The organism is Citrobacter freundii complex sp. CFNIH2 (assembly GCF_002880615.1).
In the GTDB taxonomy this organism is placed as follows: domain Bacteria; phylum Pseudomonadota; class Gammaproteobacteria; order Enterobacterales; family Enterobacteriaceae; genus Citrobacter_A; species Citrobacter_A amalonaticus_F.
Genome location: NZ_CP025757.1, coordinates 2,513,236 through 2,536,111 on the forward strand (window position 1 = coordinate 2,513,236; position 22,876 = coordinate 2,536,111).

The following is a 22,876-nucleotide window of genomic DNA, read 5'->3' on the forward strand; positions in this document are numbered from 1 at the left end:
GGAGACGCTATGTCACTTGAAAACGCCCCGGATGAGGTCAAACTGGCCGTCGATTTGATTGTGTTGCTGGAAGAAAACAATGTCGCCCCGGCTACCGTTTTGAAAGCGCTGGAAATGGTTAAGCGGGACTATGAAAAAAAAGTGGCTCAGACGGCTGACAAACCGGATTGAGTTTTGCCTGATGGCGCTGCGCTTATCAGGCCTACATTTCTGAGCGGGTATTGGATATTACCCTGTGTTGTAGGCCGGATAAGACGCAAGTGACGCCATCAGGCATGCGATCGTTTGATTAAACCGCAGGCGCCGGATCGTCGCCTTTGATCTCGCGTTTAACCTCTGTAACTTCATCGCCCTTCTCGTTGCGCAGATGCACTTCAAGCTGGTTAAAGGCGATATCAATGTTATTTTCGCGACACAGACGATCGATTGACCGGTTCAGTTCATCAACCGTGTGGCTACGATCGCGCAGCTCACGCACGTACAGACGCAGTTCGTGATCCAGGGTGCTGGCACCGAAGGTGGTGAAGAACACCGCTGGCTCGGGATCGTGCATCACTTTCGGATGCTCCATCGCGGCCTGAAGCAGGACTTTCTTCACTTTATCCAGATCCGAACCGTAAGCCACGCCGAGGCGGATCACCAGACGAGTGGTGGTATCAGACAGCGACCAGTTGATCAGGCGCTCGGTTACAAACGCCTTGTTCGGGATGATCACCTCTTTACGATCGAAATCGGTAATGGTGGTCGCGCGGATACGGATCTTGCTGACGGTACCGGAGAACGTGCCGATCGTCACCGTATCGCCGATCCGCACCGGGCGTTCGAACAAAATGATCAAACCCGAGACAAAGTTACCGAAGATCTCCTGCAAACCGAAACCGAGACCGACCGATAAGGCCGCCGCCAGCCACTGCAGTTTATCCCACGACACGCCGAGCGAACCGAAGACCGTCATTGCCCCGACGGCAATGATGATGTAGTTCAGGATCGTGGTAATGGCATACGATGCGCCCTGGCGCATTTTGAGGCGCGACAGCACCAGCACTTCCAGCAGACCCGGCAGGTTGCGGATCAACGCCCAGGCCACCATCGAAGCGATAATGGCAAACAGCAGGCTGCCCATCGTCACGCTTTTCACTACCGCCGCGCCCGCTTCGGTGCCGTTATAGTGCCAGAGCGTAATGCTGTCGAGATAGCTGAACACGGTGATCAGATCGGACCAAATCGCCCAGAACACCACCGCAAACAGTGAAACCATCAGCAGCATCGTAATGCGTAATGTTTGCTGGTTCACCTGCTCCAGCGCGATGGTTGGTTCTTCCTGCGGTTCCGCCCCTTCGGCCCCCTCTTTCACCAGATTCTGACGACGCGCCAGCGCACGACGCCAGGCGATACGCCGCGCCGCGACGCTTAAACCGCGCAGCACCGTCTGATACAGCAGGTTCCAGATGATGACCAGATAAACGGTCTCAATCCAGCGGCCCGACAGGCGCAGCGTGGTGTAGAAGTAGCCGGTTGCCGTCAGCACCATTAGCGCAATCGGGATGATTGACAGGATGGTGATCGTCACCAGGCGCAGGCCATGCGACTCTTTATCACGCCAGCTTTCACGGCACATCGGCCACACCAGAAACGCGATCAGCAGCAGGTTGAGGAAAATCATCGCCTGCCCCAGCACATCGTCCATCAGATGCAGCGGAGAAAGCTCTGCCGCGACGGACCAGAAGTGGAGTGGCAGTAGCGCCAGGCTGATGCGCACAATCTGGCGACGCCAGTGGCTGGTCAGTTGCGCAGGCATACCGAAATGGCGAATCGCCACCCCGTCTTTTTCGAGCACTTTCCAGCACAGTCCGAAGACCAGCCAGAAGATAGCCAGTTTTTTACTGAATGCCCACAGCAGATCGCTGATGTTTAACTGCATGGTCAGCAAAATCAGGCCGACAGCCAGAATCAGCAGGCACACCGGCAGCGCACGGATCAGATCGATCAGAATCGCTTTCGGTGTGTTTAGCTGACTGTCATTGCGCAGCGACCCCACCGCGGCGGCGAGTTTCTGCTGCCAGGCTTTCAGCCACTTCAGACGCCAGCGAATCAGCCCGGCAATCAGCAGTAGCGGCAGCCCGGCCAGGAAGGCGATAAACACCGCCGGCCACGCTTTTTCCCAGTTCACCGTGATTTTCATCGACTTGAACTGATCTTTCAGCGACTGCGGGAAGGCTTTGATCCAGTCCCAGTCCATTGGTCGGTTGCTGTTTACCCAGAAGATTTGCTGGGTCAGGATCTCTTTCAGGCTTTTCGAGACGCTCATTAACTGCTGCTGATTAATTTGCAGGTTAATGGCCATCATGAGCTGATTGCCCAACTGCTTATTAAGCTGGTCCAGCAGTTCACGGCGCATATCGACAACCTGCAACAGCGCATCGTGGACTTCGTCATTGACTTCGTTGCTGTGACCTTCTTCCAGCTTAGCCACGAAGGCATCGTTCTGGAACAACGCGTCACGCTGTTGGTTAATTTCGAACTGCTCCAGACGCAGGTCCGCAATGCGGTTAGTCATGTCAGAGAGTTCATCCGCCGACGGCAGCGTTTGCTGCTGCTGATAGAGAATACGCGACAGCAGCAGGCTGCCCTTCAGCACTGCGATTTGTTCTTTAATATTGCGTTCGGATTGCAGCGCACGGTCCAGCCAGTTTTTGACTTTGATGTTTTGCTGCATCAGCGAGTTGCCATTTTCCGTCGCGGTGATCAGGCGCTGGCTGAGCTGATGATTGATTTCCAGCTCCTGTTTGACCAACGGATTGGCCTGGATCCGCGCGGTTTCATCCGGTGAAATGGCCTCCTGCGCCGTTTTTTCCGTTAAGGTCAGACGCTTACTGTTGACCGCTTCCTGCAGCAACTGCATCTGATGCTCGAGCCGGTTGCTGTTTGCGGTGACATAATCGCGCTGCTTTTGCAGAGTGTCCTGCAACACCGTATTGCCTTCCAGGCTTTTACGCTGTTGATCGATCTGGGCGTTCAGTAACGTTTGCTGGGCCTGTAAAAGCACCTGCTGAGTCGGTCGCAACGCCGCTTCGCCCACGTTGGTGCCGTCCAGTCGGTTGCGGATCTGCTGAAGCTGCTGAGAAGCCGTATACATCGCATTTTGTACGCGTTCGGGCTGCGTTTGCAGGGAGACCAACTGGCTGTTATAGGTGGCGAGATCGTTTTGCGCGTTCTGCAAATCATCCAGTACCTGCGCCACGCGCAGTTCTAACTGGCGTAATGAAAGCGTACTGAGCGTCTTACGCGTTTCATCATCATTATCCACATCGCTGAGGGCATTCAGGGCCTCTGTCGCCTGACGCATTTTTTCCGGCGCCTGCGCCACGCGCTGACGGAGCTGCGTCGTCTCGTCTTTTACCCGCTCGATTTTCTCCAGCGTTGCGATGGTCTCGACGAGATCCTGCTGAACCAGTTTATCCTGCGCGGAAAGGTCTTTTTGCTTATTGAGCGTATCCAGTTGGCTTTGCACCTCCGCCTTCGACGGCAGATCGCTGTTTGACGACGCGCGGGCAAGCGCCAAAGACTGGCAGGACAGCATTAAGATGAAAACAGCCACCGTGATAAAAACGAGGTGCTGTGCACGTTTATAGAGCTGCAACATAGTCATGTGAATGAAGGTTTCTGAACCGAAAAGACGACCGAAAATAGTCAACGAGCAAGAATATCACGGCTCTGTCAGACAGAATAGCGGCAGCGAAACCGTCCAGGATAATTCCTGGAGTGGCGTCAGGACACGGCGTCAGGCCCCGTCGACTGTAGCGTGGGGCAAAATGTTAACATTTCCAGCAACACGGCGACGTAATCCCGCGCTTCTTTTTTGAGATCAAACGATTGTGGAGCAAAAAGCCAGTTTTCCATCAGACCTGAAATCATGGCGCGCATGATCACCGCCGCCCGCCGCGTAATCAAATTTGCAGGCAACATTTTTGAATGAATACAATGCGCTAACGTTTGTTCGATCCGATCATAGCTTTCGAGACAGATGTTTCTTTGCGCCTGCTGAACTATAGTCATTTCTCCCACAAATTCACATTTGTGGAATATAATCTCCATCAATAAACGTCGCCGTTCTTCTGTCACGGTAGATTCAAGGAGATGAACGAGTATTTCTCTTAACACTGATAGTGGATCGTCGGGGAATTTTGCCTGATACTCAGTCTCAAGCTCACCAATACTGGATTCTGATAGTTCCCAGATTTCACTAAATAAATCCGACTTGTTTTTGAAATGCCAATAGATTGCACCGCGAGTAACGCCAGCGGCTTTTGCAATCTCCGCCAGCGAGGTGGAAGATACCCCTTGTTGCGAGAACAACCGTAGCGCTACATCCAGGATGTGTTGTCGTGTTTCCTGCGCTTGTTGTTTGGTTTTTCGTGCCATATGTCGGTGAATTTACAGGTGTTAGATTTACATACATTTATGGATGTATGTACCATAGCACGACGATAATATAAACGCAGCAATGGGTTTGTGGACTTTTGACCATTGATCAATTTGAAATCGGACACTCGAGGTTTACATATGAACAAAAACAGAGGGTTTACGCCTCTGGCGGTCGTTCTGATGCTCTCAGGCAGCTTAGCGCTTACAGGATGTGACGACAAACAGGCCCAACAAGGGGGCCAGCAGATGCCAGAAGTTGGGGTTGTGACGCTCAAAACCGAACCTCTACAGATCACAACTGAACTCCCGGGTCGCACCAGTGCTTTCCGTATTGCGGAAGTTCGTCCTCAGGTAAGCGGGATTATCCTGAAGCGTAATTTCGAGGAAGGTAGTGATATCGAAGCAGGAGTGTCTCTCTATCAGATTGATCCTGCGACGTATCAAGCCACTTATGAAAGCGCGAAAGGCGATCTGGCGAAAGCCCAGGCCGCTGCCAGCATCGCTCAGGTAACGGTTAACCGTTATAAAAAGCTGCTGGGCACGCAGTACATCAGTCAACAAGATTACGATCAGGCGCTGGCCGATGCGCAACAGGCGAATGCCGCTGTCGTTGCCGCGAAAGCCGCCGTTGAAACAGCGCGAATTAACCTGGCGTACACCAAAGTGACCTCTCCGATTAGCGGCCGTATTGGTAAATCTGCCGTGACGGAAGGCGCACTGGTGCAAAACGGTCAGGCGACAGCGCTGGCAACCGTGCAGCAGCTCGATCCTATCTATGTTGACGTGACGCAGTCGAGCAACGACTTCCTGCGTCTGAAACAAGAACTGGCTAACGGAACGTTGAAGCAGGAAAACGGCAAGGCGAAAGTCGAGCTGGTGACCAGCGATGGCATCAAATTCCCGCAGACCGGTACGCTTGAGTTTTCAGACGTGACCGTCGATCAGACCACCGGTTCTATCACCATCCGCGCCGTCTTCCCTAACCCGGATCACACTTTACTGCCGGGAATGTTTGTTCGCGCGCGTCTGGAAGAAGGAACCAACCCTACTGCGTTACTGGTACCACAACAAGGCGTGACCCGTACGCCGCGCGGTGATGCAACCGTGCTGGTTGTGGGCGCTGATGACAAAGTGGAAAGCCGTCAAATCGTGGCCAGTCAAGCGATTGGCGATAAATGGCTGGTGACCAGTGGTCTGAAATCAGGTGAACGCGTCATTATCAGTGGGCTGCAGAAAGTGCGTCCTGGTGCGCAGGTGAAAGCACAAGAGATTACCGCAGAGAACAACCAGCAAGCCGCTAGCGGTAGCCAGCCTGAGCAGTCTAAGTCTTAACTTAAACAGGAGCCGTTAAGACATGCCTAATTTCTTTATCGATCGCCCCATATTTGCATGGGTGATCGCCATTATCATCATGTTGGCAGGGGGGCTTGCGATCCTCAAGCTGCCGGTCGCGCAATATCCGACGATTGCGCCGCCCGCAGTGACGATCTCCGCAACCTACCCTGGTGCTGATGCCAAAACCGTGCAGGATACGGTCACGCAGGTTATCGAACAGAATATGAACGGTATCGATAACCTGATGTACATGTCCTCAAACAGTGACTCCACGGGTACCGTGCAGATCACCCTGACGTTTGAATCCGGTACGGATGCAGATATCGCGCAGGTTCAGGTGCAGAACAAACTGCAGCTGGCGATGCCGTTGCTGCCGCAGGAAGTACAACAACAGGGTGTGAGCGTTGAGAAGTCGTCCAGTAGCTTCCTGATGGTTGTCGGGGTTATCAATACCGACGGCACCATGACGCAGGAAGATATTTCGGATTACGTCGCCGCCAACATGAAAGACACCATCAGCCGTACTTCCGGCGTAGGTGACGTTCAGCTGTTTGGTTCGCAGTATGCGATGCGTATCTGGATGGACCCGACCGAACTCAACAAGTATCAGTTAACCCCGGTTGATGTCATTGCGGCCATCAAAGCGCAGAACGCCCAGGTCGCAGCCGGTCAGTTAGGCGGTACGCCGCCGGTGAAAGGCCAGCAGCTTAACGCATCGATTATTGCCCAGACCCGTCTGACGTCAACCGACGAGTTCGGCAAAATCCTGCTGAAAGTGAACCAGGATGGCTCTCAGGTTCGTCTGCGCGACGTCGCGAAAGTTGAACTGGGCGGCGAGAACTACGACATCATCGCGAAGTTCAACGGTAAACCGGCCTCCGGCCTGGGGATCAAACTGGCAACCGGTGCGAACGCGCTGGATACCGCCGCGGCGATCCGTGCTGAACTGGTGAAGATGGAACCGTTCTTCCCGTCAGGTCTGAAAATCGTTTACCCGTATGACACCACCCCGTTCGTGAAAATCTCTATTCACGAAGTGGTGAAAACGCTGGCGGAAGCGATCATCCTCGTGTTCCTCGTGATGTATCTGTTCCTGCAGAACTTCCGCGCGACGCTGATCCCGACCATTGCGGTGCCGGTCGTTCTGTTGGGGACCTTTGCGGTACTTGCCGCTTTTGGCTTCTCGATAAACACCCTGACGATGTTCGGGATGGTGCTCGCCATCGGCCTGTTGGTGGATGACGCCATCGTGGTGGTCGAGAACGTCGAACGTGTTATGTCCGAAGAGGGGCTACCGCCGAAGGAAGCCACGCGTAAATCCATGGGCCAGATTCAGGGCGCACTGGTGGGTATCGCGATGGTGCTGTCTGCGGTATTTATCCCGATGGCCTTCTTTGGTGGATCTACCGGTGCGATTTATCGTCAGTTCTCCATCACCATTGTGTCCGCAATGGCGCTGTCCGTACTGGTTGCGTTAATCCTGACGCCGGCGCTGTGCGCCACCATGCTTAAACCGGTTGCCAAAGGCGACCACGGTGAAGGCAAAAAAGGCTTCTTCGGCTGGTTTAACCGCATGTTCGATAAGAGCACGCACCATTACACCGACAGCGTGGGTAATATTCTGCGCAGCACCGGTCGTTATCTGCTGCTGTATCTGATCATCGTGGTCGGCATGGCGTTCCTGTTCGTCCGTCTGCCAAGCTCCTTCCTGCCGGACGAAGACCAGGGCGTATTCCTCAGCATGGCCCAGTTGCCTGCGGGTGCGACCCAGGAACGTACGCAGAAAGTGCTTGATGAGATGACCGATTACTTCCTTACCAAAGAGAAGAGCAACGTTGAATCGGTGTTTGCGGTTAACGGCTTCGGCTTTGCAGGTCGTGGTCAGAACACCGGTATCGCGTTCGTCTCGTTGAAAGACTGGGCTGATCGTCCGGGCGAAGAGAACAAGGTTGAAGCCATTACCCAACGCGCTTCTGCCGCCTTCTCACAGATTAAAGACGCCATGGTATTCGCCTTTAACCTGCCCGCGATTGTGGAACTGGGTACCGCGACCGGTTTTGACTTCCAGTTGATTGACCAGGCGGGACTCGGTCACGACAAACTGACCCAGGCGCGTAACCAGTTGTTCGGCGAAGTGGCAAAACATCCGGATCTGCTGGTCGGCGTTCGTCCGAACGGTCTGGAAGATACGCCGCAGTTCAAGATTGATATCGACCAGGAAAAAGCACAGGCGCTGGGTGTTTCCATTAGCGACATTAATACCACGCTGGGTGCCGCATGGGGCGGAAGCTATGTGAACGACTTTATCGACCGTGGTCGTGTGAAGAAAGTTTACGTCATGTCCGAAGCCAAATACCGTATGTTGCCGGAAGATATCGGTAACTGGTATGTGCGCGGCAGCGATGGTCAGATGGTGCCGTTCTCCGCCTTCTCGTCCTCACGCTGGGAATACGGTTCACCGCGTCTGGAACGCTATAACGGTCTGCCTTCTATGGAGATCTTAGGTCAGGCGGCACCGGGTAAGAGTACCGGTGAAGCGATGGCGATGATGGAGCAGTTGGCCAGTAAGCTGCCATCCGGTATCGGCTACGACTGGACGGGGATGTCCTACCAGGAACGGCTGTCCGGTAACCAGGCCCCTGCCCTGTATGCCATCTCACTGATCGTCGTCTTCCTGTGTCTGGCGGCGTTGTATGAGAGCTGGTCTATTCCGTTCTCCGTTATGCTGGTGGTTCCGCTGGGGGTTATTGGTGCGCTGTTGGCGGCCACTTTCCGCGGCCTGACCAACGACGTTTACTTCCAGGTGGGCCTGCTCACAACCATTGGGTTGTCGGCGAAGAACGCGATACTGATCGTCGAATTCGCCAAAGATCTGATGGATAAAGAGGGCAAAGGCCTGATTGAAGCAACGCTGGATGCGGTTCGTATGCGTTTACGTCCGATCCTCATGACCTCTCTGGCGTTCATTCTGGGCGTTATGCCACTGGTTATCAGCTCCGGTGCCGGTTCCGGCGCACAGAACGCCGTAGGTACTGGCGTAATGGGCGGGATGGTCACCGCAACGGTTCTGGCTATCTTCTTCGTCCCGGTCTTCTTTGTGGTGGTACGCCGCCGCTTCAGCCGGAAAAGTGAAGATATTGAACACAGCCATTCCGTAGAACATCGCTGATGCTCATCTGATAAAAGGCCGCGCAAGCGGCCTTTTTTTTCGAATGAAATCAGCAAAAGGGCTTATTGATACATTGTTGACTTTTGGTTGTGGATAATAAAGGTTATAATCCACAAGAGGATGAAGGCTATTTCTGGCCATTTGGCTTATGGCTTATTCCCTGCTTAATAACTCATTATTAAGACAATTCCTGGGGAGCATCCGTTTCTGGTTTCGTGCCAGAGGTAAGCGAAGAGGATGGAAAGAGAAGATAATCTGATGAATTTCAAAATAATCACGTAATTATCTCATTCCGGAATGGGTTGTCGGCATGCTATAATGAGAAAAATCTACAAACCTTCACTTTCTTTCGTATTACATTAATTGTAATTTTTCGTAATATAGCGATGAAATCTTTTTTAGAGTAGATTATAGTTAAATCATCAAGCGTAGAAGGCAAGTACCAGGTCAGTTAGTTGTACCCATCCCGAAAGGTGTTCGGTTAGTTCAAGCCACTAAGAAGGGGATGCGTTATGGATGAATACTCACCCAAAAGACATGATATAGCGCAGCTTAAATTTCTTTGTGAAACGCTTTATCACGACTGTCTTGCAAACCTTGAAGAAAGCAATCATGGCTGGGTTAACGACCCAACCTCGGCGATCAACCTTCAACTCAACGAACTGATAGAGCATATTGCAACCTTCGCACTTAATTATAAAATTAAGTATAATGAGGACAATAAGCTGATTGAGCAGATTGATGAATATCTGGACGACACATTTATGTTGTTCAGCAGTTATGGCATTAATGCGCAGGATCTGCAGAAATGGCGGAAATCAGGTAATCGCTTGTTCCGCTGCTTTGTGAATGCCACCAGAGCTAATCCTGTTAGTTTGTCTTGTTAAAAATTATTACAATCATAGGTAAGATTTATGTCCGATAAACCATTAACTAAAACTGATTATTTGATGCGTTTGCGACGCTGTCAGACAATTGACACGCTTGAGCGCGTGATCGAGAAAAATAAATATGAATTATCTGACAATGAACTGGCTGTATTTTACTCAGCCGCCGATCACCGTCTCGCAGAATTGACGATGAATAAACTTTACGACAAGATCCCCTCCTCCGTCTGGAAATTCATTCGTTAATTTGATTACTGAACATCAGGAAATACGGACGTTTTCCTGGAGGACCTTTATCTTATTTGCAATAACAATAGCATGACTATTGTGATTTCTGTCACGGTATAGCTCAGGGATCGTTCCCTGGTTAGCGCAGACCCTCTACTGTATTGCCTCACCGGTGAACCGTCAGAGAGCGTAGAATGAGTGAAGAGAAGCGGAAAATGATAGCGGGTGAACGGTATCACCCGGCAGATGAGACCCTGCGCCATGACCGATTGCAGGCACGTCGGTTTGTTCACCGCTACAATCACACCGCCCCGGATGAAAAGGCCGAACGACTGGCTATTCTCCACGCCCTGTTAGGCCAGTGCGACCGGCCTTACATCGAGCCGCCATTCCGTTGTGACTACGGTTACAATATCTTCCTGGGTAAAGCATTTTACGCCAACTTCGACTGCGTCATGCTTGACGTCTGCCCCATTCATATTGGTGATAACTGCATGCTGGCTCCCGGCGTGCATATCTATACCGCCACGCACCCGCTGGATGCGACAGAGCGCAATAGCGGACTGGAATTCGGCAAACCCGTCACGATTGGTAATAATGTCTGGATTGGTGGGCGTGCGGTCATTAATCCCGGCGTCAGCATTGGTGACAATGTGGTGGTTGCCTCCGGCGCCGTCGTGACCAAAAGCGTACCGGCCAACGTCGTGGTGGGCGGTAATCCGGCACGGATTATTAAAACACTGTAAATAGAATTGTAACTGTTATGCTAAATTGTGATTAATCTGTTACTTTTTTCACGCTAATCGCCCACTTAAAATAGGGCGTTCCCCTGTAAGTAGCGAAATCACGAAGGCAAAAAATGACAGAAATACAACGCCTGCTCACTGAAACCATCGACGAACTGAACGTGCGTGAGAAGCGCGATAATAAGCCCCGCTTTAGCATCAGCTTTATTCGCAAACATCCTGGTTTGTTTATTGGGATGTATGTTGCATGGTTTGCCACGCTGGCAGTCATGCTGCAATCAGAAACGCTGGTCGACTCCGTCTGGCTGCTGGTGGTGCTGTTTGTCATCCTCAACGGTTTTTTCTTTTTTGATGTCGCCCCGCGCTATCGCTATGAAGATATCGACGTGCTGGATTTCAGAGTGTGTTACAACGGCGAATGGTACAACACCCGGTTTGTGCCTTCCGCGCTGATCAGCACCATCCTTCACTCCCCGCGTGTTGACGATGAACGCAAAGCGCAATTACAGAAGATGTTGACGCGTAAGGGCGAACTGTCGTTTTACGATATCTTCACCCTTGCCCGCGCGGAAGCCACGCCATAACCGATTGGTGTTGCCGGATAGACTTTCTCTCTATCCGGCTCCCTTCTCCCTAACGCCGTTTTTTCCTTCCCTGGACCGCTTTAAAACGCGGGTTGCTCTTACAAATCACATATAAACGCCCTTTCCGTTTTACGATCTGACAGTCCGGATGGCGCTGCTTTGCGCTACGTAATGAATTCAAGACCTGCATGGTATCCTCATCGCCTTAAAAATTATGTTATAACATAACATGATTTTATCGCTGAACGCTCGACTGTTCAATCCTTTCTGCATTAACGCCCGTTTTTTCGCTGTGCAGATGGCGAAAACTCACACTCCCCTCAAAAAAACCAGCAGATTAACGACATCATTTACAGGGCTTTTTTCCCGATCGGATATACTTTCTCTACAATGCGTTATTAAGGATATTTGCGTGAGAACACGACATCTGGTCAGTCTGGTGACAGGAGTGCTTATCCTCGCCGTGTTGGTTCCGGTCGGTTTGAGTGTTTGGCTCGCTCATCGCCAGGTCGAGAAGAAATTCATCGAGGAACTGGATACCTACTCATCGCGCGTTTCTGAACGTACTGAACGCGTGGTGGCCCAGGCAAAACAGGCATTGCAGCAGATTAGCGCCGTGAATAGCGCGCCTTGCTCGCGTGAACACTTACTGGCGATGCGGAGACTCTCCTTCAGCTATCGTTATGTCCAGGAAGTGCTGTATCTGCGCAACAACATGCCGGTTTGCTCATCCCTGGAACAGGAAAGTTATACTTCGGCCTTCCCTCCGCCCATGAAAATCACTAACGATGGCTACCGCGCCTGGTTTACCGCGCATAACGATCTGGGGATTGAGCGCTACATGGCAGCACTGGGCTATGGCGACTATATCGTGATGATTGATCCCGCCTCTTTTATCGACGTGGTTCCTTTTGGCGCCTGGCAGATCGATGTCGCGATTATTGGCGTAAAACACAATACCGTCATTGCCAGCAGCAGCGCGCTCGCACCGAATATTCTGCAATTTACTCAGGAAACCACGCCTCGCCACCTGGAAAGCCATGGCATTATTTATGAAATTCGCCCTTTCCCGGAGATGGGCATTACCATTGTCAGTTGGGCGTCGACCCTCCCACTACAAAAAATTTGGTACCGGCAGGCGCTGATCTGGGTTCCCGCCGGCACGCTGATCGGTCTGCTGGCCGCCGCCTTTATTCTTCGCATTCTGCGCCGTCTCCAGTCTCCCCATCACCGATTGCAGGATGCCATCAATAACCGGGATATTAAGGTTCACTACCAGCCCATTATTTCGTTATCCACCGGGAAAATCGTCGGGGCTGAAGCGCTGGCACGCTGGCCGCAAACCGACGGCAGCTACCTGTCACCCGACATTTTTATCCCCCTGGCCGAACAGACCGGGCTTACCGAACCACTCACTCGTTTAATTATCGAAACGGTGTTTGAGGATATGGGGCAATGGCTGAAGCAGCATCCCGAACAGCATATTTCCATTAATATTGAAGCGGCGGATCTCGCCTCAGAAAAGCTCCCGACGTTGCTCAGTAAACTGCTTAACCGGTATCAGCTTGCCCCCTCACAGATAGCTCTGGAACTGACGGAACGGGGATTTGCCGATCCGAAAACCAGTTCACCCATTGTCGCCCGCTACCGTAAGGCGGGACATGCTATCTATATTGATGATTTTGGCACCGGCTATTCGAGCCTCAGCTATTTGCAGAATCTGGACGTGGATATCCTGAAAATCGACAAATCGTTTGTCGATGCCCTGGAGTACAAAAACGTGACGCCGCATATCATCGAAATGGCCAAAACACTGAAGCTGAAAATGGTGGCGGAAGGGATTGAAACGGCTAATCAGGAAGACTGGCTGCGCCAGCACGGCGTCCACTACGGGCAGGGCTGGCTTTACAGCAAAGCGCTGCCCAAAGAAGCATTTATTCTGTGGGCGGAAAAACGCTTATAACGCGGAGATGGCTGGCGGCACGCCGCACAGCCAGTCACGCTAGTCGTCGATAATGGGTGAGAATCCGCCGTAAATCATGCGTTTACCATCAAACGGCATCGACTCGCCGAACGCTTTCATGCGCGGATCGGTCATCATCTTCTGATTCGCCGCATCCCGCACCTCTTTCGACGGGTATTCAATCCAGCTGAATACCACTTCTTCGTGCTCCTCGGCTTTCACCGCCATACGAAAATCGGTGAGTTTGCCATCGGGCACATCCTCGGCCCAGCATTCCACAATGCGGAGCGCGCCAAATTCCTTGAACAGCGGTGCTGCTTTTGCCGCCATCGCCTTATAAGCCTCCTTGTTTTCGGCAGGTACGGCAAGGACAAATCCATCCACGTACTTCATGAGAAAAACCTCCGAAGTCCACCGCGCGACAAGCCAATTCCAGCCGCGTCAGTCGTGAATAAGTTTAGTCGTCCTCTCCGGTCTATGCCGTCTGAATCCGCGCCCGGGGTTTGTAGCGAAACCACGGCAGGCAGATCTGGATCAGCGGCCCAATCGCCAGCGCATACAGCACGGTTCCGACGCCAAGCGTACCGCCGAGCAGCCAACCACTCAGTAAAACAGAAACTTCAATCGCCGTTCGAATCGTACGCACCGACCATCCCGTGCGGGCGTGAATACCGGTCATCAGACCGTCTCTCGGCCCGGCGCCAAAACCCGCACCAATGTACATCCCCGTCGCCAGGGCGTTCACCACCACGGCCGCCACCAGCATAAGGCTACGCACGACGAGGGAGGAAAACGCCGGCATCACCGCCAGCGCGGCATCGGCGGCAAGTCCGATCACAATCACGTTACTGAGGGTGCCCAGTCCAGGACGTTGACGCAGGGGGATCCACAGCAAAAGGACCAGCGCACCGACAATAATCATCACCACACCAATCTTCATCGACAACAGATTCGCCAGCCCCAGATGGAACACGTTCCACGGATCGGTACCTAAATCCGCGCGCACAAACATCGCGGTGGATACCCCATACAGCGCCAACCCAAAATAAAGTTGAACCAGACGACGCCCCATTTTCACCCTCCCCGTTCAGATAGCCTTCATCATCGCTGTAATTGGCACTATGATTAATGACCAGTTTTGAAAAAGTGGACTGCAATGTCATCACGTCGTTATGGAAGTCAATCTCTCCAGCGCCTGCTTGGGCACTGGCAGGACAGCGCCGCAAGGACCCCGCTCTGGCGGCAACTGGCAGAAGCGTTGCGTCTGCTGATCCTCGACGGGCGCCTGGCGCTCGACAGCCGTTTGCCCGGAGAACGCGAACTGGCTACGGTACTCGACGTCAGCCGGACCACCGTGGCCAGCGCGCTGGCGCAATTGCGGGAAGAGGGATATCTGGAGAGTCGGCACGGCAGTGGGTCGCGCGTGGTTTTGCCGGGTCATATCCGCGAAGTACCGACGCGCACCGGTACCACGATGGCGTTGGATCTCTCCACCGCCGCCCTCAGTGCGGGGCCTGAAATCCATCAGGCGTATCAACAGGCGCTGGTTGCGATGCCACCACATTTGCTGACGTCGGGCTATCAACCGCAGGGATTACTCTGCTTACGTGAATCGCTCGCCCGTCATTACTGTGCGCGAGGCCTTCCGACAACGGCGGATGACATCATGGTGGTCAACGGCGCGGTCAGTGGTCTGGCGCTGATCCTGCGCTTATTGACCGGCCCCGGCGATCGGGTAGTGGTCGATCATCCGACGTACCCGCTGGCGATTGCAGCCATTCAGGGCGCCTCCTGTCGACCGGTGGGCGTGTCATTACCCGAACAGGGCTGGGATACAGCCGGACTGGCAGCAACCATCGCCCAGACCTCACCGAGAATAGCCTATCTGATGCCGGATTTTCACAATCCCACCGGGCGGTGTATGGATGATGAGATGCGGCAAGTCATCGCGGATATCGCTGCCCGCACACGTACAACGCTGGTGATTGACGAAACGATGGTGAACCTCTGGTACGACGCCCCGCCGCCACCGCCGCTGGCGGCGTATCACCGCGACGCCCCGGTAATTATGCTGGGTTCGGCCGGCAAGAGCTTCTGGGGAGGATTGCGTCTGGGCTGGGTGCGTGCGCCATCTCGAACTATCGCCGCGCTGGTGCAAACGCGGGATACGGTCGATTTGGGCTCGCCGATCATCGAACAACTTGCCACCACGTGGCTACTGGATAATGCCGATTCATTTTTGCCGCAGCGCAGACAACAGCTCGCCGCGCGGCGCGCACTCTGTGACACGCTGATGCGCAGGCACTTTCCCGAGTGGCGCTATCAGCAACCACAGGGCGGATTATCCTTCTGGGTAGAACTACCGGATACGCTGGCGACGCTTTTCGCCACGCGGGCGGAAAGCGTCGGGATTCAACTCGGAACAGGCACCCGCTTTGGGCTCGCGGGGGCGTTTGATCGTTTCTTACGTATGCCGTTTGCCTTGCCGGAAGAGCCTCTGCGCGCGGCATTTAACACCCTGGAACCGATCTGGGAAACACTGCGTCTGCAGTCCGGCAGCGGTAAGGTGCGTAAGATTATTTAATGCTGACGAGGAACCGGAAAACCCTTGAGGGAAATCACAAAGTTATCGCCCTCTTTCTTTATTTTGGCGCCAGCATCACACCAGTCTGAGGCAATGCGAAAAAATTCATCGCTGCCGACGTTCCAGCTCAGACAAACATGCTTAACATAACCCGAGCGGAGCAGTTCACAGGCTTCGCCATAGTTACTGGCGATAGAGAGCGTTTGCTGTTTCATTTTTTCTTCTTCAGTAGTCTGCGCAATGCTTTGATTTCTTTAGGAGTCAGTGGCTCAACAAACGACTCTTCCGTGTGTTGGCTATCGATATCGCCAGCCGAGACCCCCGCCTCTGCCGCAACGTCGAAGGCAATCAGCAGCAGTTTTTCTGTCGTGATGCTTAAATTCTCATTATTCAGTTCAGCGTAATGACGCAGTTTTTCTTTTAACGTCTCATCAATTTTGACATTCAGTACTGCAGTAGCCATCGTAAGGATCCTTGTGGACAGGCAAAAGCACGGTTCCGGCGACGACAGGATCGCCATGGCGTGATAAGAGAATTGAGCGCCAGGATTTAACATCCCAAAAACACTCTGCCAGCATTTGATGACAAAAAAATGACAAAACTATGACAACGACAAGAAGAAAAACGAAGATGTGATGCCGGATGGCACAAATGGGTGGGGGCCCTGCCATCAGCCATTAGTACTAAATTGTGTTGGTTAATCAATTGGTTATAGTGGTAGTACTACAACAGTACTGTACCACTCTCGATAGTACCGTCCAGCACAAAATATTGCAAGGTAACGTGCCTTCAGGGTTGGGGACATGACATGTACTTTTCGAAAGTTATAGTGTCGGAAGTACTTTCCCGATGTGCATAAAAAAGGGGCGACAAGCCCCTTATTCAGTTACTTCTTATCCTTTGGTGGACAAGGATCGTTACCATGCGAATCTTTTTTTGCGATCCTGCCATCCTTGTTATGGATCACAAGCTCACTTTTTTGGTTTGTAGCAATCCCTCTTGCAGCGTCTACCGCAGATTGCTTTGTTGGGTGAACGGAGGTCGCTTTACTGTTTCCTGCCCCCTTAACAGCCCAACCTCCATCATGAGGAACAACATGCTGATCTTTACCCATTATCGAACCCTCTATTTCCATAGAAAAATCAGCATATAGCGTTCAAACAAACCACTCAATACTACATATTGTGTTAAAGTTGATTTTCATCACAAAACGTGAATAGATATCGAAAGGATTCGTTTACTACAAAACTGTAAGTACCCTTCCTTGACCATATACCGCTATATTCGTTAACAATCTGGCAGTGCTGGCCAACTCTGCCATTTATTACCCACTATTCTTCTGTAAGAGATGAGCTTTTAGCCACCTTTGCGATAGTAGCCCTTGAACAACCGATCAAAGCTTGGATTTTGCTCCAGCTTTTACCGTCAGACAGTAGTTCTTGTACTTTATGATGTAAGCTCTCATCGACTGGACGACCACGATATTTTTTCTCTCTCTTGGCCTTTTCAATACCCTGCTTTTGTCGTCTGCGGCGATCTTCATAGTCCTTGCGACTGATTGCCGCCAACATATCGAGCATCATAGAATTCATTGCTTCAAACATACGAGCGGTGAACTCATCCTGAACATGCAAAAGCTGATGGCTCGTAGGCAAATCTAACGATACAACCCTGATCCCTTTAGATTCGATTAGTCCTCGTAAGGTTTTCCAGTCCTCTGCGGTAAGTCGGCTTATACGATCTATTTGCTCACAGAGCAGAATGTCGCCACGTTCCGCGATATCTAAGAGTAAAAACAATTGAGGCCGCTGTAGGCTTGCACCTGATTCATTTTCCTTAAAGTACTTTGATATTTTCAGATCATGTGAATGAGCAAATGCCTCCAACTCTTTCAAAGCCCTATCTGCATCTTGCTCTTTCGTCGATGCTCTTAGATATGCCCATACACGCATGATACTCACCATCAGTCTGTTTTATATGGTTCATTATATACAGTCTGTTTTAGGTTGTAAAATTCATTTAATGAACCACTTTGAATGAAGATCTGTGCAGGTCTGCTTGAGGTATACATATGATGCACTAGGAATACTGCACATCAATAACAATAAGTTACTATTTCCAATGAAATAATATCCATTTACGCATAGACAAATCGAGCTAACTGTCTGGCTTATAGAGAATTTTTCATGTTTAATTAGATGTATCGCAGTCGGCAGTGTTTATGTTAGTGACAACCTCTTCTAATTTTTTGTAAAGGTGCTGGTAGATAGATTCATTCGGAATATACTGTATGAATAACCAGTGATGTGATTTGATTTCTTATAAGGACTTATCAGCAATGAGTGAACTTAAAGTTATATCACACGCAATGTTTAACATATCCGTAGAACAGGCAGAAGCAAGTAGGGTAGACCTTGAACACGGTGAGGGCGATTTTCAGAAGTATTGCGGCCAATTGTTAGATGAGTTACTGGAAAATACTCGCAGCAAATCCTTTAAATTCAGAGCAATAGAAGAATTTGTCCCTGCTCATCTTAACGTGCTTGTTAATGATCAAAACGAGTGGGACAAGAGAACACTTGGAATTGCTGAAAAACTTTTGTCCGTGGAAATAGATGCTCAAGATAAAATTAAGGCTATGAAGAAAAAAATTAAAAAAGGAGCCTTATTAATTTTATTACTTTCTCGTGACAATAATTTCAATTTCGTAATACTTAAAATTGAACATAGCGATTTTTTTGATGAGATAGAGTCAAAAATCAAAAAAGGACTTCCTCTTAATCGTCAAAGGCTCCAAAAATCATGTTTAGTTAGCTTCAGCAACACATATGATGTTGAAGAGATTCTTATATCGGATAGTGGAGCTTCAATTAGTGAATATTGGTGGAAAAACTTCCTCAGTACTGTAGAACTTCAAAGTTCTGAACTTAATACAAAAAATGCGTTTGGTTCAATTGAAAACTTTCTTAAAAGGGAAGTAGAAAAGCACTCTTCCGTGGATTATTGGTATATGCGTAATGACATTATTGCTTACTTTAGAAACAATGAGCAATTTGCATACGATGAATTAGTAGAGAAAGTACGTTCACATAAGCCAGAAAGCCCAGCTATTGATGAACGTTTCGACCAAATAATCGAGAAATTTAAAGCATTACCAGATCATAAAAACTCGAAATTTGATAGGCAATTTCAATTAGAACCAAATGTAATTCGTGCTAGAATAAAGAAAACAATAGCTTTGTCGGACAACATTGAATTAAGAATCAACGGGGAAGTTGCTGATTTCCGTAAAAAAATTGTTCCCGAATCAGATGCGTTAGGTAAATATCTGAAAATCTACTCAGATACTGGTTACGAAGAATTTAGTGCAGGAAAAGAAGATAACGTATGAATATAGTATCTAAAATAGCCGATTTATTCATGCCATCGCAAGAAGTTTCTTCTTGCGACAACTTTCATTTATTTAAGGCTGAATATCGTATTTTAGAAACTACTATCCATCAAGATTATTCTCAACGGGTGGAAGAATTAACAAATGAAGTCATAGCTAACAATCTAGATATTGAAATTGACTTTAAGTTTGAGACTTGTGATTCATTCACCCTTCTTATTTCCCCAGAATATTGTAGTGATCTTCAACAAGTTAAAGATAAAATTGACAATGCTATTCAATTTTCAGAAACTGATGATACCATTATTATTTGCATTTCTATTGATAAAAAAATCGCCTTAGATAAAGACAATAAAATACATATATTTAACTTTGATGATTTCATCAAAAATGTCTTTGGGGCGAATATGTCCAGTATTCTGACATATCTTAACTGCTTTGATCTACATAAGGAGTTGCTTTTTAATGTCTGGGACGACATTAACTCCTTTGGTAGTGAAACCATCAAATTTGTTAGCCAAAAAGATTTGGTTGGTTCTAATACTCTCAGCATAGCCCGGGATTCCATCATCTCAAAAAGAAATAAAAGCTGCCATTTTATAAATGATTCACAATATAAATTCATTCCCGATGATTTTTTCCTGTCCCCTTCAGGGTCTTTTCACTCTGATATAAAAAACACATTTGATTCTCTATTAACAACTTTTCTCATTGTTTATCTCGCTGATACATCTGAAATTTCAGTTGAGAATGCTAGTAGTGATTTATATATTGATTATAAATTCAAAGGTTATAGACTAATCAGTGAAGTTATTGCAATAAAAGATATGAGCAATAACAGCACAAGTGAGCTTTTCGATATTTACAAGTGGGTCTATAATAGCGGCAACTTCATAGATAAAATTGGTCTTGCTCGAAATATAATATCCATTCATATGGTGGATAAGTGTATGACATCGATAAATCATGGCACATTAAAGTCCATAGAATCGGGCTATGACATTTACCTTAAGGATAATGTAAAACAATACATTGAAATAAAAAATAAAATTTCTGAGTTTCTCGTTGGGCAATCAGACAAGGCATCTGACATTACTAAAAACATGTTTTCCACCTTCAAAACTAGTTTTTGGAGTATTATAACATTCTTTATTTCGGTATTTCTCATTAAGATAATCACATCTAATAGTTATAGAGGAACTGTAACCTTAGAAACTCTAGTTGTAACTCTGGTGTTTATTTTATTCTCTGTTGTTTATTGGTATTTTACAAATAAAGAAGTATTGGAAGAAAAAGATAGATTACTCAGCCGTTATGACACAATCAAAAATAGATATAAAGATCTTCTTAATGAAGACGATTTGAATAACATAATTAATACGGAAAAATTAAAAGCAGATGACACTGCATATATAGAGTCCCGACGGAAAAGATTTTCAATTATTTGGAATAGTTTTAATGCTGTTATTGCAATAGTGGTATTGGGGTTGTTTTTTTTAGATAATAACATGTCACCGAGTAATAAATTAGAGGAAGAGGTAAAAACTCAGCCACAGCCACAAAATACAAAGCAGAAATTGCAAAATCAAGATCTAAATAGAAATTAAGTGATATTTAAATTCGTGTAGAAAAAAACAGCCTTTATTTTTATTTGCGTAAACGATTCCTTTACTTTTAGCACTAAAAGCAAGAAAACTATAATTTTATAATTTTCTTTGTTTAAGGCCAGTAATGTTATCAGCGTTACAATTGTCCTCGATGAAGGCCGCTTCCGCGACCTTATTTAGCACCGTGCTCATTGAGAACGATCAACTACCATGTATGTTGGTTGACACAAGCTGCCGCGTTCCTGTGACCAGTAATAATCAAGATCCGCAACACGCATATCCAACCCCGAATCCACACGATTGATCTGTAACCGCAGCCCTACAGTATCTTTGTACGATAAACCAGATTTAACATTGTACTTGTACTTAACCCCGCTTTCTTCTTCAAAAGATTTGAGATAAGGGGTGATTTGCTTCTGGATTTCTTTCAGACAAATAACTTCATTACCAATTACAAAGGGCTTTTCTGGTTTCCCATGGGAATCGTAGTCGCAATTGCAGTTAATGGGATCGTCGTTAAGAGTACTGACAATATTCTTATCATCATTTCTTCCCCCTGATACAAGATTACTATTTCGAGCAAATCTGTGTAATTGTTCCATTATGGTTAAAATCAACGAGAGCGAGTAGTAACGCCTTGCGTTGTTTCGAGTACTACGAGAAAAACGCAACGTTACGATCTAATTTTTGGTTCTTAAAGAGACTAACGAGCAAAGCGAGTTAGGCTCTCTAGAGACTTAATATAAGTAAGGCATTTACGAGATCTAATTATTTTTAATATAAGGGGTACTTAATCAGGATCGTGCAAAAAACAACCAAAAAGAGCCAAAAAACATACTACAGAAGTGTTTTTTTAGGTTACTATGACCTTAATTAAGTCGTTTCAATCTCTGATTAACCCGTATTAGTACGATGCAGCCTGAGTTAGTACCCCACTATCATACTAATTTAGGATGGATATATTTTTTTAATGAGATCCGAAAGTTCTTTCTTCGTTGGATTACTCTCTAATAAGCGAGTCAACTTGTACAATTCTTCACCAGTAAGATATTCTCCGCCTTTTGGGTCATCGGTGCGAATCGGTGTACCATCTTTAAACATCCCCCATAGCTCTTTTGATACACCTGTTAATACTTTCTTATAATCGTTCACCCTCGATTTAGAATAATTATTACCTTCGAATAGTTCACTACTATCTAGCATTGATTTAGTTTTGTCTTTGCTAATATCACCCATCATGGTTAATAGTATAAGTATATTCTTTGTCACCATGCCTTTTTTAGAACCTTTTGATTCAGTCAAAGTCCTAATATGTTTCTTGATAACGTTTTGTGCAGCACTGGTTAGCTGATTTAGATTTTTAACCCCTGCTAGGTGACTACGAAGGTCGTTATTCTGATGTACCTTTTCTTTCCGCCCACGTGGTTTTAGTTCATGCGGTTCTTTCTTTTTTGTCATGATTAACACTCCTCTAAATTAAAAATCATCTCATGGTTAACCTCCTACGGCTGCTGTTTATGTTCGATTGGCTATATGTTAACGGGCAAAATTGCCCCAATCAAGGAATAGTTGCAAGTTTTTCTTGACAATCTCATTACTATGAGAATCAAAAAATCATTTATCGATTTTAGCACTATCTCTGTACTTCCTAACTGATACGCTCTTCGATGGTTTCGCGAGTATCTTTATACTTCTTTACTGATACATTCATTAATTATTTCAAATGTACTCTTGTACTTTCCCAGTGGTACCGACATTTATGCAACAGTACGATCCAATGGAATACTGGACTATTAAATATGAAAAAAGCATCTATAAATCATTGCAAAAACGTTACCTTGCAATATTTTGTGCTGGACGGTACTATCGAGAGTGGTACAGTACTGTTGTAGTACTACCACTATAACCAATTGATTAACCAACACAATTTAGTACTAATGGCTGATGGCAGGGCCCC

Annotated in this window: 22 protein-coding genes; 11 read left to right on the top strand and 11 right to left on the bottom strand. The window is 48.3% G+C overall.

What is annotated here, in order from left to right:
- The first annotated feature begins 9 nt into the window (after positions 1–9).
- Positions 10–171 carry a pleiotropic regulatory protein RsmS gene (gene rsmS / locus WM46_RS12415; protein ID WP_061076664.1) on the top strand — a complete coding sequence of 54 codons (162 nt, stop codon included), beginning with the start codon at positions 10–12 and terminating at the stop codon, positions 169–171.
- A gap of 118 nt (positions 172–289) precedes the next feature.
- Here rsmS and mscK read toward each other — a convergent pair whose 3' ends face one another.
- Both mscK and acrR read right to left on the bottom strand, forming a co-directional pair.
- Positions 290–3,649, bottom strand: coding sequence for a mechanosensitive channel MscK (mscK, locus tag WM46_RS12420; RefSeq protein WP_102602413.1), 3,360 nt, complete (start codon positions 3,647–3,649; stop codon positions 290–292).
- Between the two features lie 119 nt (positions 3,650–3,768).
- Positions 3,769–4,422, bottom strand: a complete 654-nt coding sequence (gene acrR / locus WM46_RS12430) for a multidrug efflux transporter transcriptional repressor AcrR (protein ID WP_061076662.1) — start codon at positions 4,420–4,422, stop codon at positions 3,769–3,771.
- 141 nt (positions 4,423–4,563) lie between these two features.
- Here acrR and acrA point away from each other — a divergent pair, with 141 nt between their 5' ends.
- From acrA to WM46_RS12460, 6 genes are all read left to right on the top strand, one after another.
- Positions 4,564–5,757, top strand: coding sequence for a multidrug efflux RND transporter periplasmic adaptor subunit AcrA (acrA, locus tag WM46_RS12435; protein ID WP_061076661.1), 1,194 nt, complete (start codon positions 4,564–4,566; stop codon positions 5,755–5,757).
- 22 nt (positions 5,758–5,779) lie between these two features.
- On the top strand, positions 5,780–8,929 hold the full coding sequence (acrB, locus tag WM46_RS12440) for an efflux RND transporter permease AcrB (protein WP_061076660.1): 3,150 nt from the start codon (positions 5,780–5,782) through the stop codon (positions 8,927–8,929).
- Positions 8,930–9,441: 512 nt separating this feature from the next.
- On the top strand, positions 9,442–9,816 hold the full coding sequence (tomB, locus tag WM46_RS12445) for an Hha toxicity modulator TomB (RefSeq protein WP_042324455.1): 375 nt from the start codon (positions 9,442–9,444) through the stop codon (positions 9,814–9,816).
- Between the two features lie 27 nt (positions 9,817–9,843).
- Positions 9,844–10,062, top strand: a complete 219-nt coding sequence (locus WM46_RS12450; protein ID WP_001280991.1) for an HHA domain-containing protein — start codon at positions 9,844–9,846, stop codon at positions 10,060–10,062.
- A 176-nt stretch (positions 10,063–10,238) separates the two neighbouring features.
- The gene (gene maa / locus WM46_RS12455) at positions 10,239–10,790 is read left to right on the top strand and encodes a maltose O-acetyltransferase (RefSeq protein ID WP_102602414.1); all 552 of its coding nucleotides are present in this window, start codon (positions 10,239–10,241) and stop codon (positions 10,788–10,790) included.
- A gap of 113 nt (positions 10,791–10,903) precedes the next feature.
- Positions 10,904–11,374 carry a YlaC family protein gene (locus WM46_RS12460; protein ID WP_102602415.1) on the top strand — a complete coding sequence of 157 codons (471 nt, stop codon included), beginning with the start codon at positions 10,904–10,906 and terminating at the stop codon, positions 11,372–11,374.
- 49 nt (positions 11,375–11,423) lie between these two features.
- On the opposite strand, the gene ykgO is transcribed toward WM46_RS12460, so the two are convergent.
- A complete protein-coding gene (ykgO, locus tag WM46_RS12465; RefSeq protein WP_003859006.1) occupies positions 11,424–11,564 on the bottom strand; it encodes a type B 50S ribosomal protein L36 in 141 nt (46 codons plus the stop codon).
- A 222-nt stretch (positions 11,565–11,786) separates the two neighbouring features.
- Here ykgO and WM46_RS12470 point away from each other — a divergent pair, with 222 nt between their 5' ends.
- Positions 11,787–13,337, top strand: a complete 1,551-nt coding sequence (locus WM46_RS12470) for an EAL domain-containing protein (protein WP_061076657.1) — start codon at positions 11,787–11,789, stop codon at positions 13,335–13,337.
- 39 nt (positions 13,338–13,376) lie between these two features.
- On the opposite strand, the gene WM46_RS12475 is transcribed toward WM46_RS12470, so the two are convergent.
- Both WM46_RS12475 and WM46_RS12480 read right to left on the bottom strand, forming a co-directional pair.
- Positions 13,377–13,730, bottom strand: coding sequence for a DUF1428 domain-containing protein (locus WM46_RS12475; RefSeq protein WP_061076656.1), 354 nt, complete (start codon positions 13,728–13,730; stop codon positions 13,377–13,379).
- 82 nt (positions 13,731–13,812) lie between these two features.
- A complete protein-coding gene (locus WM46_RS12480; protein ID WP_102602416.1) occupies positions 13,813–14,409 on the bottom strand; it encodes a YczE/YyaS/YitT family protein in 597 nt (198 codons plus the stop codon).
- A gap of 84 nt (positions 14,410–14,493) precedes the next feature.
- Here WM46_RS12480 and WM46_RS12485 point away from each other — a divergent pair, with 84 nt between their 5' ends.
- Positions 14,494–15,921 carry a PLP-dependent aminotransferase family protein gene (locus WM46_RS12485; RefSeq protein WP_102602417.1) on the top strand — a complete coding sequence of 476 codons (1,428 nt, stop codon included), beginning with the start codon at positions 14,494–14,496 and terminating at the stop codon, positions 15,919–15,921.
- Here WM46_RS12485 and WM46_RS12490 read toward each other — a convergent pair.
- The 4 genes from WM46_RS12490 to WM46_RS12505 form a co-directional block, all read right to left on the bottom strand.
- A complete protein-coding gene (locus WM46_RS12490) occupies positions 15,918–16,136 on the bottom strand; it encodes a hypothetical protein (protein ID WP_043001564.1) in 219 nt (72 codons plus the stop codon). The two genes, WM46_RS12485 and WM46_RS12490, sit on opposite strands and share 4 nt — an antisense overlap.
- Complete coding sequence (locus WM46_RS12495; RefSeq protein WP_061076654.1) at positions 16,133–16,384, bottom strand: hypothetical protein; 252 nt, start codon at positions 16,382–16,384, stop codon at positions 16,133–16,135. The genes WM46_RS12490 and WM46_RS12495 overlap by 4 nt, the downstream gene beginning before the upstream one ends.
- A 423-nt stretch (positions 16,385–16,807) precedes the next feature.
- Positions 16,808–17,035: a DUF2188 domain-containing protein gene (locus WM46_RS12500; protein ID WP_032247720.1), complete on the bottom strand. Its 228-nt coding sequence runs from the start codon at positions 17,033–17,035 to the stop codon at positions 16,808–16,810.
- Between the two features lie 217 nt (positions 17,036–17,252).
- Positions 17,253–17,873, bottom strand: a complete 621-nt coding sequence (locus WM46_RS12505) for a recombinase family protein (protein ID WP_187394488.1) — start codon at positions 17,871–17,873, stop codon at positions 17,253–17,255.
- A 386-nt stretch (positions 17,874–18,259) separates the two neighbouring features.
- Between WM46_RS12505 and WM46_RS12510 the strand changes: the two genes are divergently transcribed.
- Positions 18,260–19,312, top strand: coding sequence for a nucleoid-associated protein (locus WM46_RS12510; protein ID WP_032082908.1), 1,053 nt, complete (start codon positions 18,260–18,262; stop codon positions 19,310–19,312).
- Positions 19,309–20,919, top strand: a complete 1,611-nt coding sequence (locus WM46_RS12515) for a hypothetical protein (RefSeq protein WP_102602418.1) — start codon at positions 19,309–19,311, stop codon at positions 20,917–20,919. The genes WM46_RS12510 and WM46_RS12515 overlap by 4 nt, the downstream gene beginning before the upstream one ends.
- Before the next feature lie 188 nt (positions 20,920–21,107).
- Here the strand turns inward: WM46_RS12515 and WM46_RS12520 are convergent, their stop codons facing one another.
- Both WM46_RS12520 and WM46_RS12525 read right to left on the bottom strand, forming a co-directional pair.
- Positions 21,108–21,521, bottom strand: a complete 414-nt coding sequence (locus WM46_RS12520) for a hypothetical protein (RefSeq protein ID WP_262360477.1) — start codon at positions 21,519–21,521, stop codon at positions 21,108–21,110.
- A 346-nt stretch (positions 21,522–21,867) separates the two neighbouring features.
- Positions 21,868–22,377: a hypothetical protein gene (locus WM46_RS12525; RefSeq protein WP_102602419.1), complete on the bottom strand. Its 510-nt coding sequence runs from the start codon at positions 22,375–22,377 to the stop codon at positions 21,868–21,870.
- Between the last annotated feature and the right edge of the window lie 499 nt (positions 22,378–22,876).

Coding starts and splice junctions, on each gene's coding strand:
- acrA (WP_061076661.1), top strand. CDS start 4,564: ATGAACAAAAACAGAGGGTTTACGCCTCTGGCGGTCGTTCTGATGCTC.
- WM46_RS12475 (WP_061076656.1), bottom strand. CDS start 13,730: ATGAAGTACGTGGATGGATTTGTCCTTGCCGTACCTGCCGAAAACAAG.
- ykgO (WP_003859006.1), bottom strand. CDS start 11,564: ATGCAGGTCTTGAATTCATTACGTAGCGCAAAGCAGCGCCATCCGGAC.
- WM46_RS12490 (WP_043001564.1), bottom strand. CDS start 16,136: ATGAAACAGCAAACGCTCTCTATCGCCAGTAACTATGGCGAAGCCTGT.
- WM46_RS12515 (WP_102602418.1), top strand. CDS start 19,309: ATGAATATAGTATCTAAAATAGCCGATTTATTCATGCCATCGCAAGAA.
- WM46_RS12485 (WP_102602417.1), top strand. CDS start 14,494: ATGTCATCACGTCGTTATGGAAGTCAATCTCTCCAGCGCCTGCTTGGG.
- WM46_RS12525 (WP_102602419.1), bottom strand. CDS start 22,377: ATGACAAAAAAGAAAGAACCGCATGAACTAAAACCACGTGGGCGGAAA.
- tomB (WP_042324455.1), top strand. CDS start 9,442: ATGGATGAATACTCACCCAAAAGACATGATATAGCGCAGCTTAAATTT.
- WM46_RS12495 (WP_061076654.1), bottom strand. CDS start 16,384: ATGGCTACTGCAGTACTGAATGTCAAAATTGATGAGACGTTAAAAGAA.
- rsmS (WP_061076664.1), top strand. CDS start 10: ATGTCACTTGAAAACGCCCCGGATGAGGTCAAACTGGCCGTCGATTTG.
- acrR (WP_061076662.1), bottom strand. CDS start 4,422: ATGGCACGAAAAACCAAACAACAAGCGCAGGAAACACGACAACACATC.
- acrB (WP_061076660.1), top strand. CDS start 5,780: ATGCCTAATTTCTTTATCGATCGCCCCATATTTGCATGGGTGATCGCC.
- mscK (WP_102602413.1), bottom strand. CDS start 3,649: ATGACTATGTTGCAGCTCTATAAACGTGCACAGCACCTCGTTTTTATC.
- WM46_RS12510 (WP_032082908.1), top strand. CDS start 18,260: ATGAGTGAACTTAAAGTTATATCACACGCAATGTTTAACATATCCGTA.
- WM46_RS12500 (WP_032247720.1), bottom strand. CDS start 17,035: ATGGGTAAAGATCAGCATGTTGTTCCTCATGATGGAGGTTGGGCTGTT.
- WM46_RS12520 (WP_262360477.1), bottom strand. CDS start 21,521: ATGGAACAATTACACAGATTTGCTCGAAATAGTAATCTTGTATCAGGG.
- WM46_RS12460 (WP_102602415.1), top strand. CDS start 10,904: ATGACAGAAATACAACGCCTGCTCACTGAAACCATCGACGAACTGAAC.
- WM46_RS12480 (WP_102602416.1), bottom strand. CDS start 14,409: ATGGGGCGTCGTCTGGTTCAACTTTATTTTGGGTTGGCGCTGTATGGG.
- WM46_RS12505 (WP_187394488.1), bottom strand. CDS start 17,873: ATGCGTGTATGGGCATATCTAAGAGCATCGACGAAAGAGCAAGATGCA.
- maa (WP_102602414.1), top strand. CDS start 10,239: ATGAGTGAAGAGAAGCGGAAAATGATAGCGGGTGAACGGTATCACCCG.
- WM46_RS12450 (WP_001280991.1), top strand. CDS start 9,844: ATGTCCGATAAACCATTAACTAAAACTGATTATTTGATGCGTTTGCGA.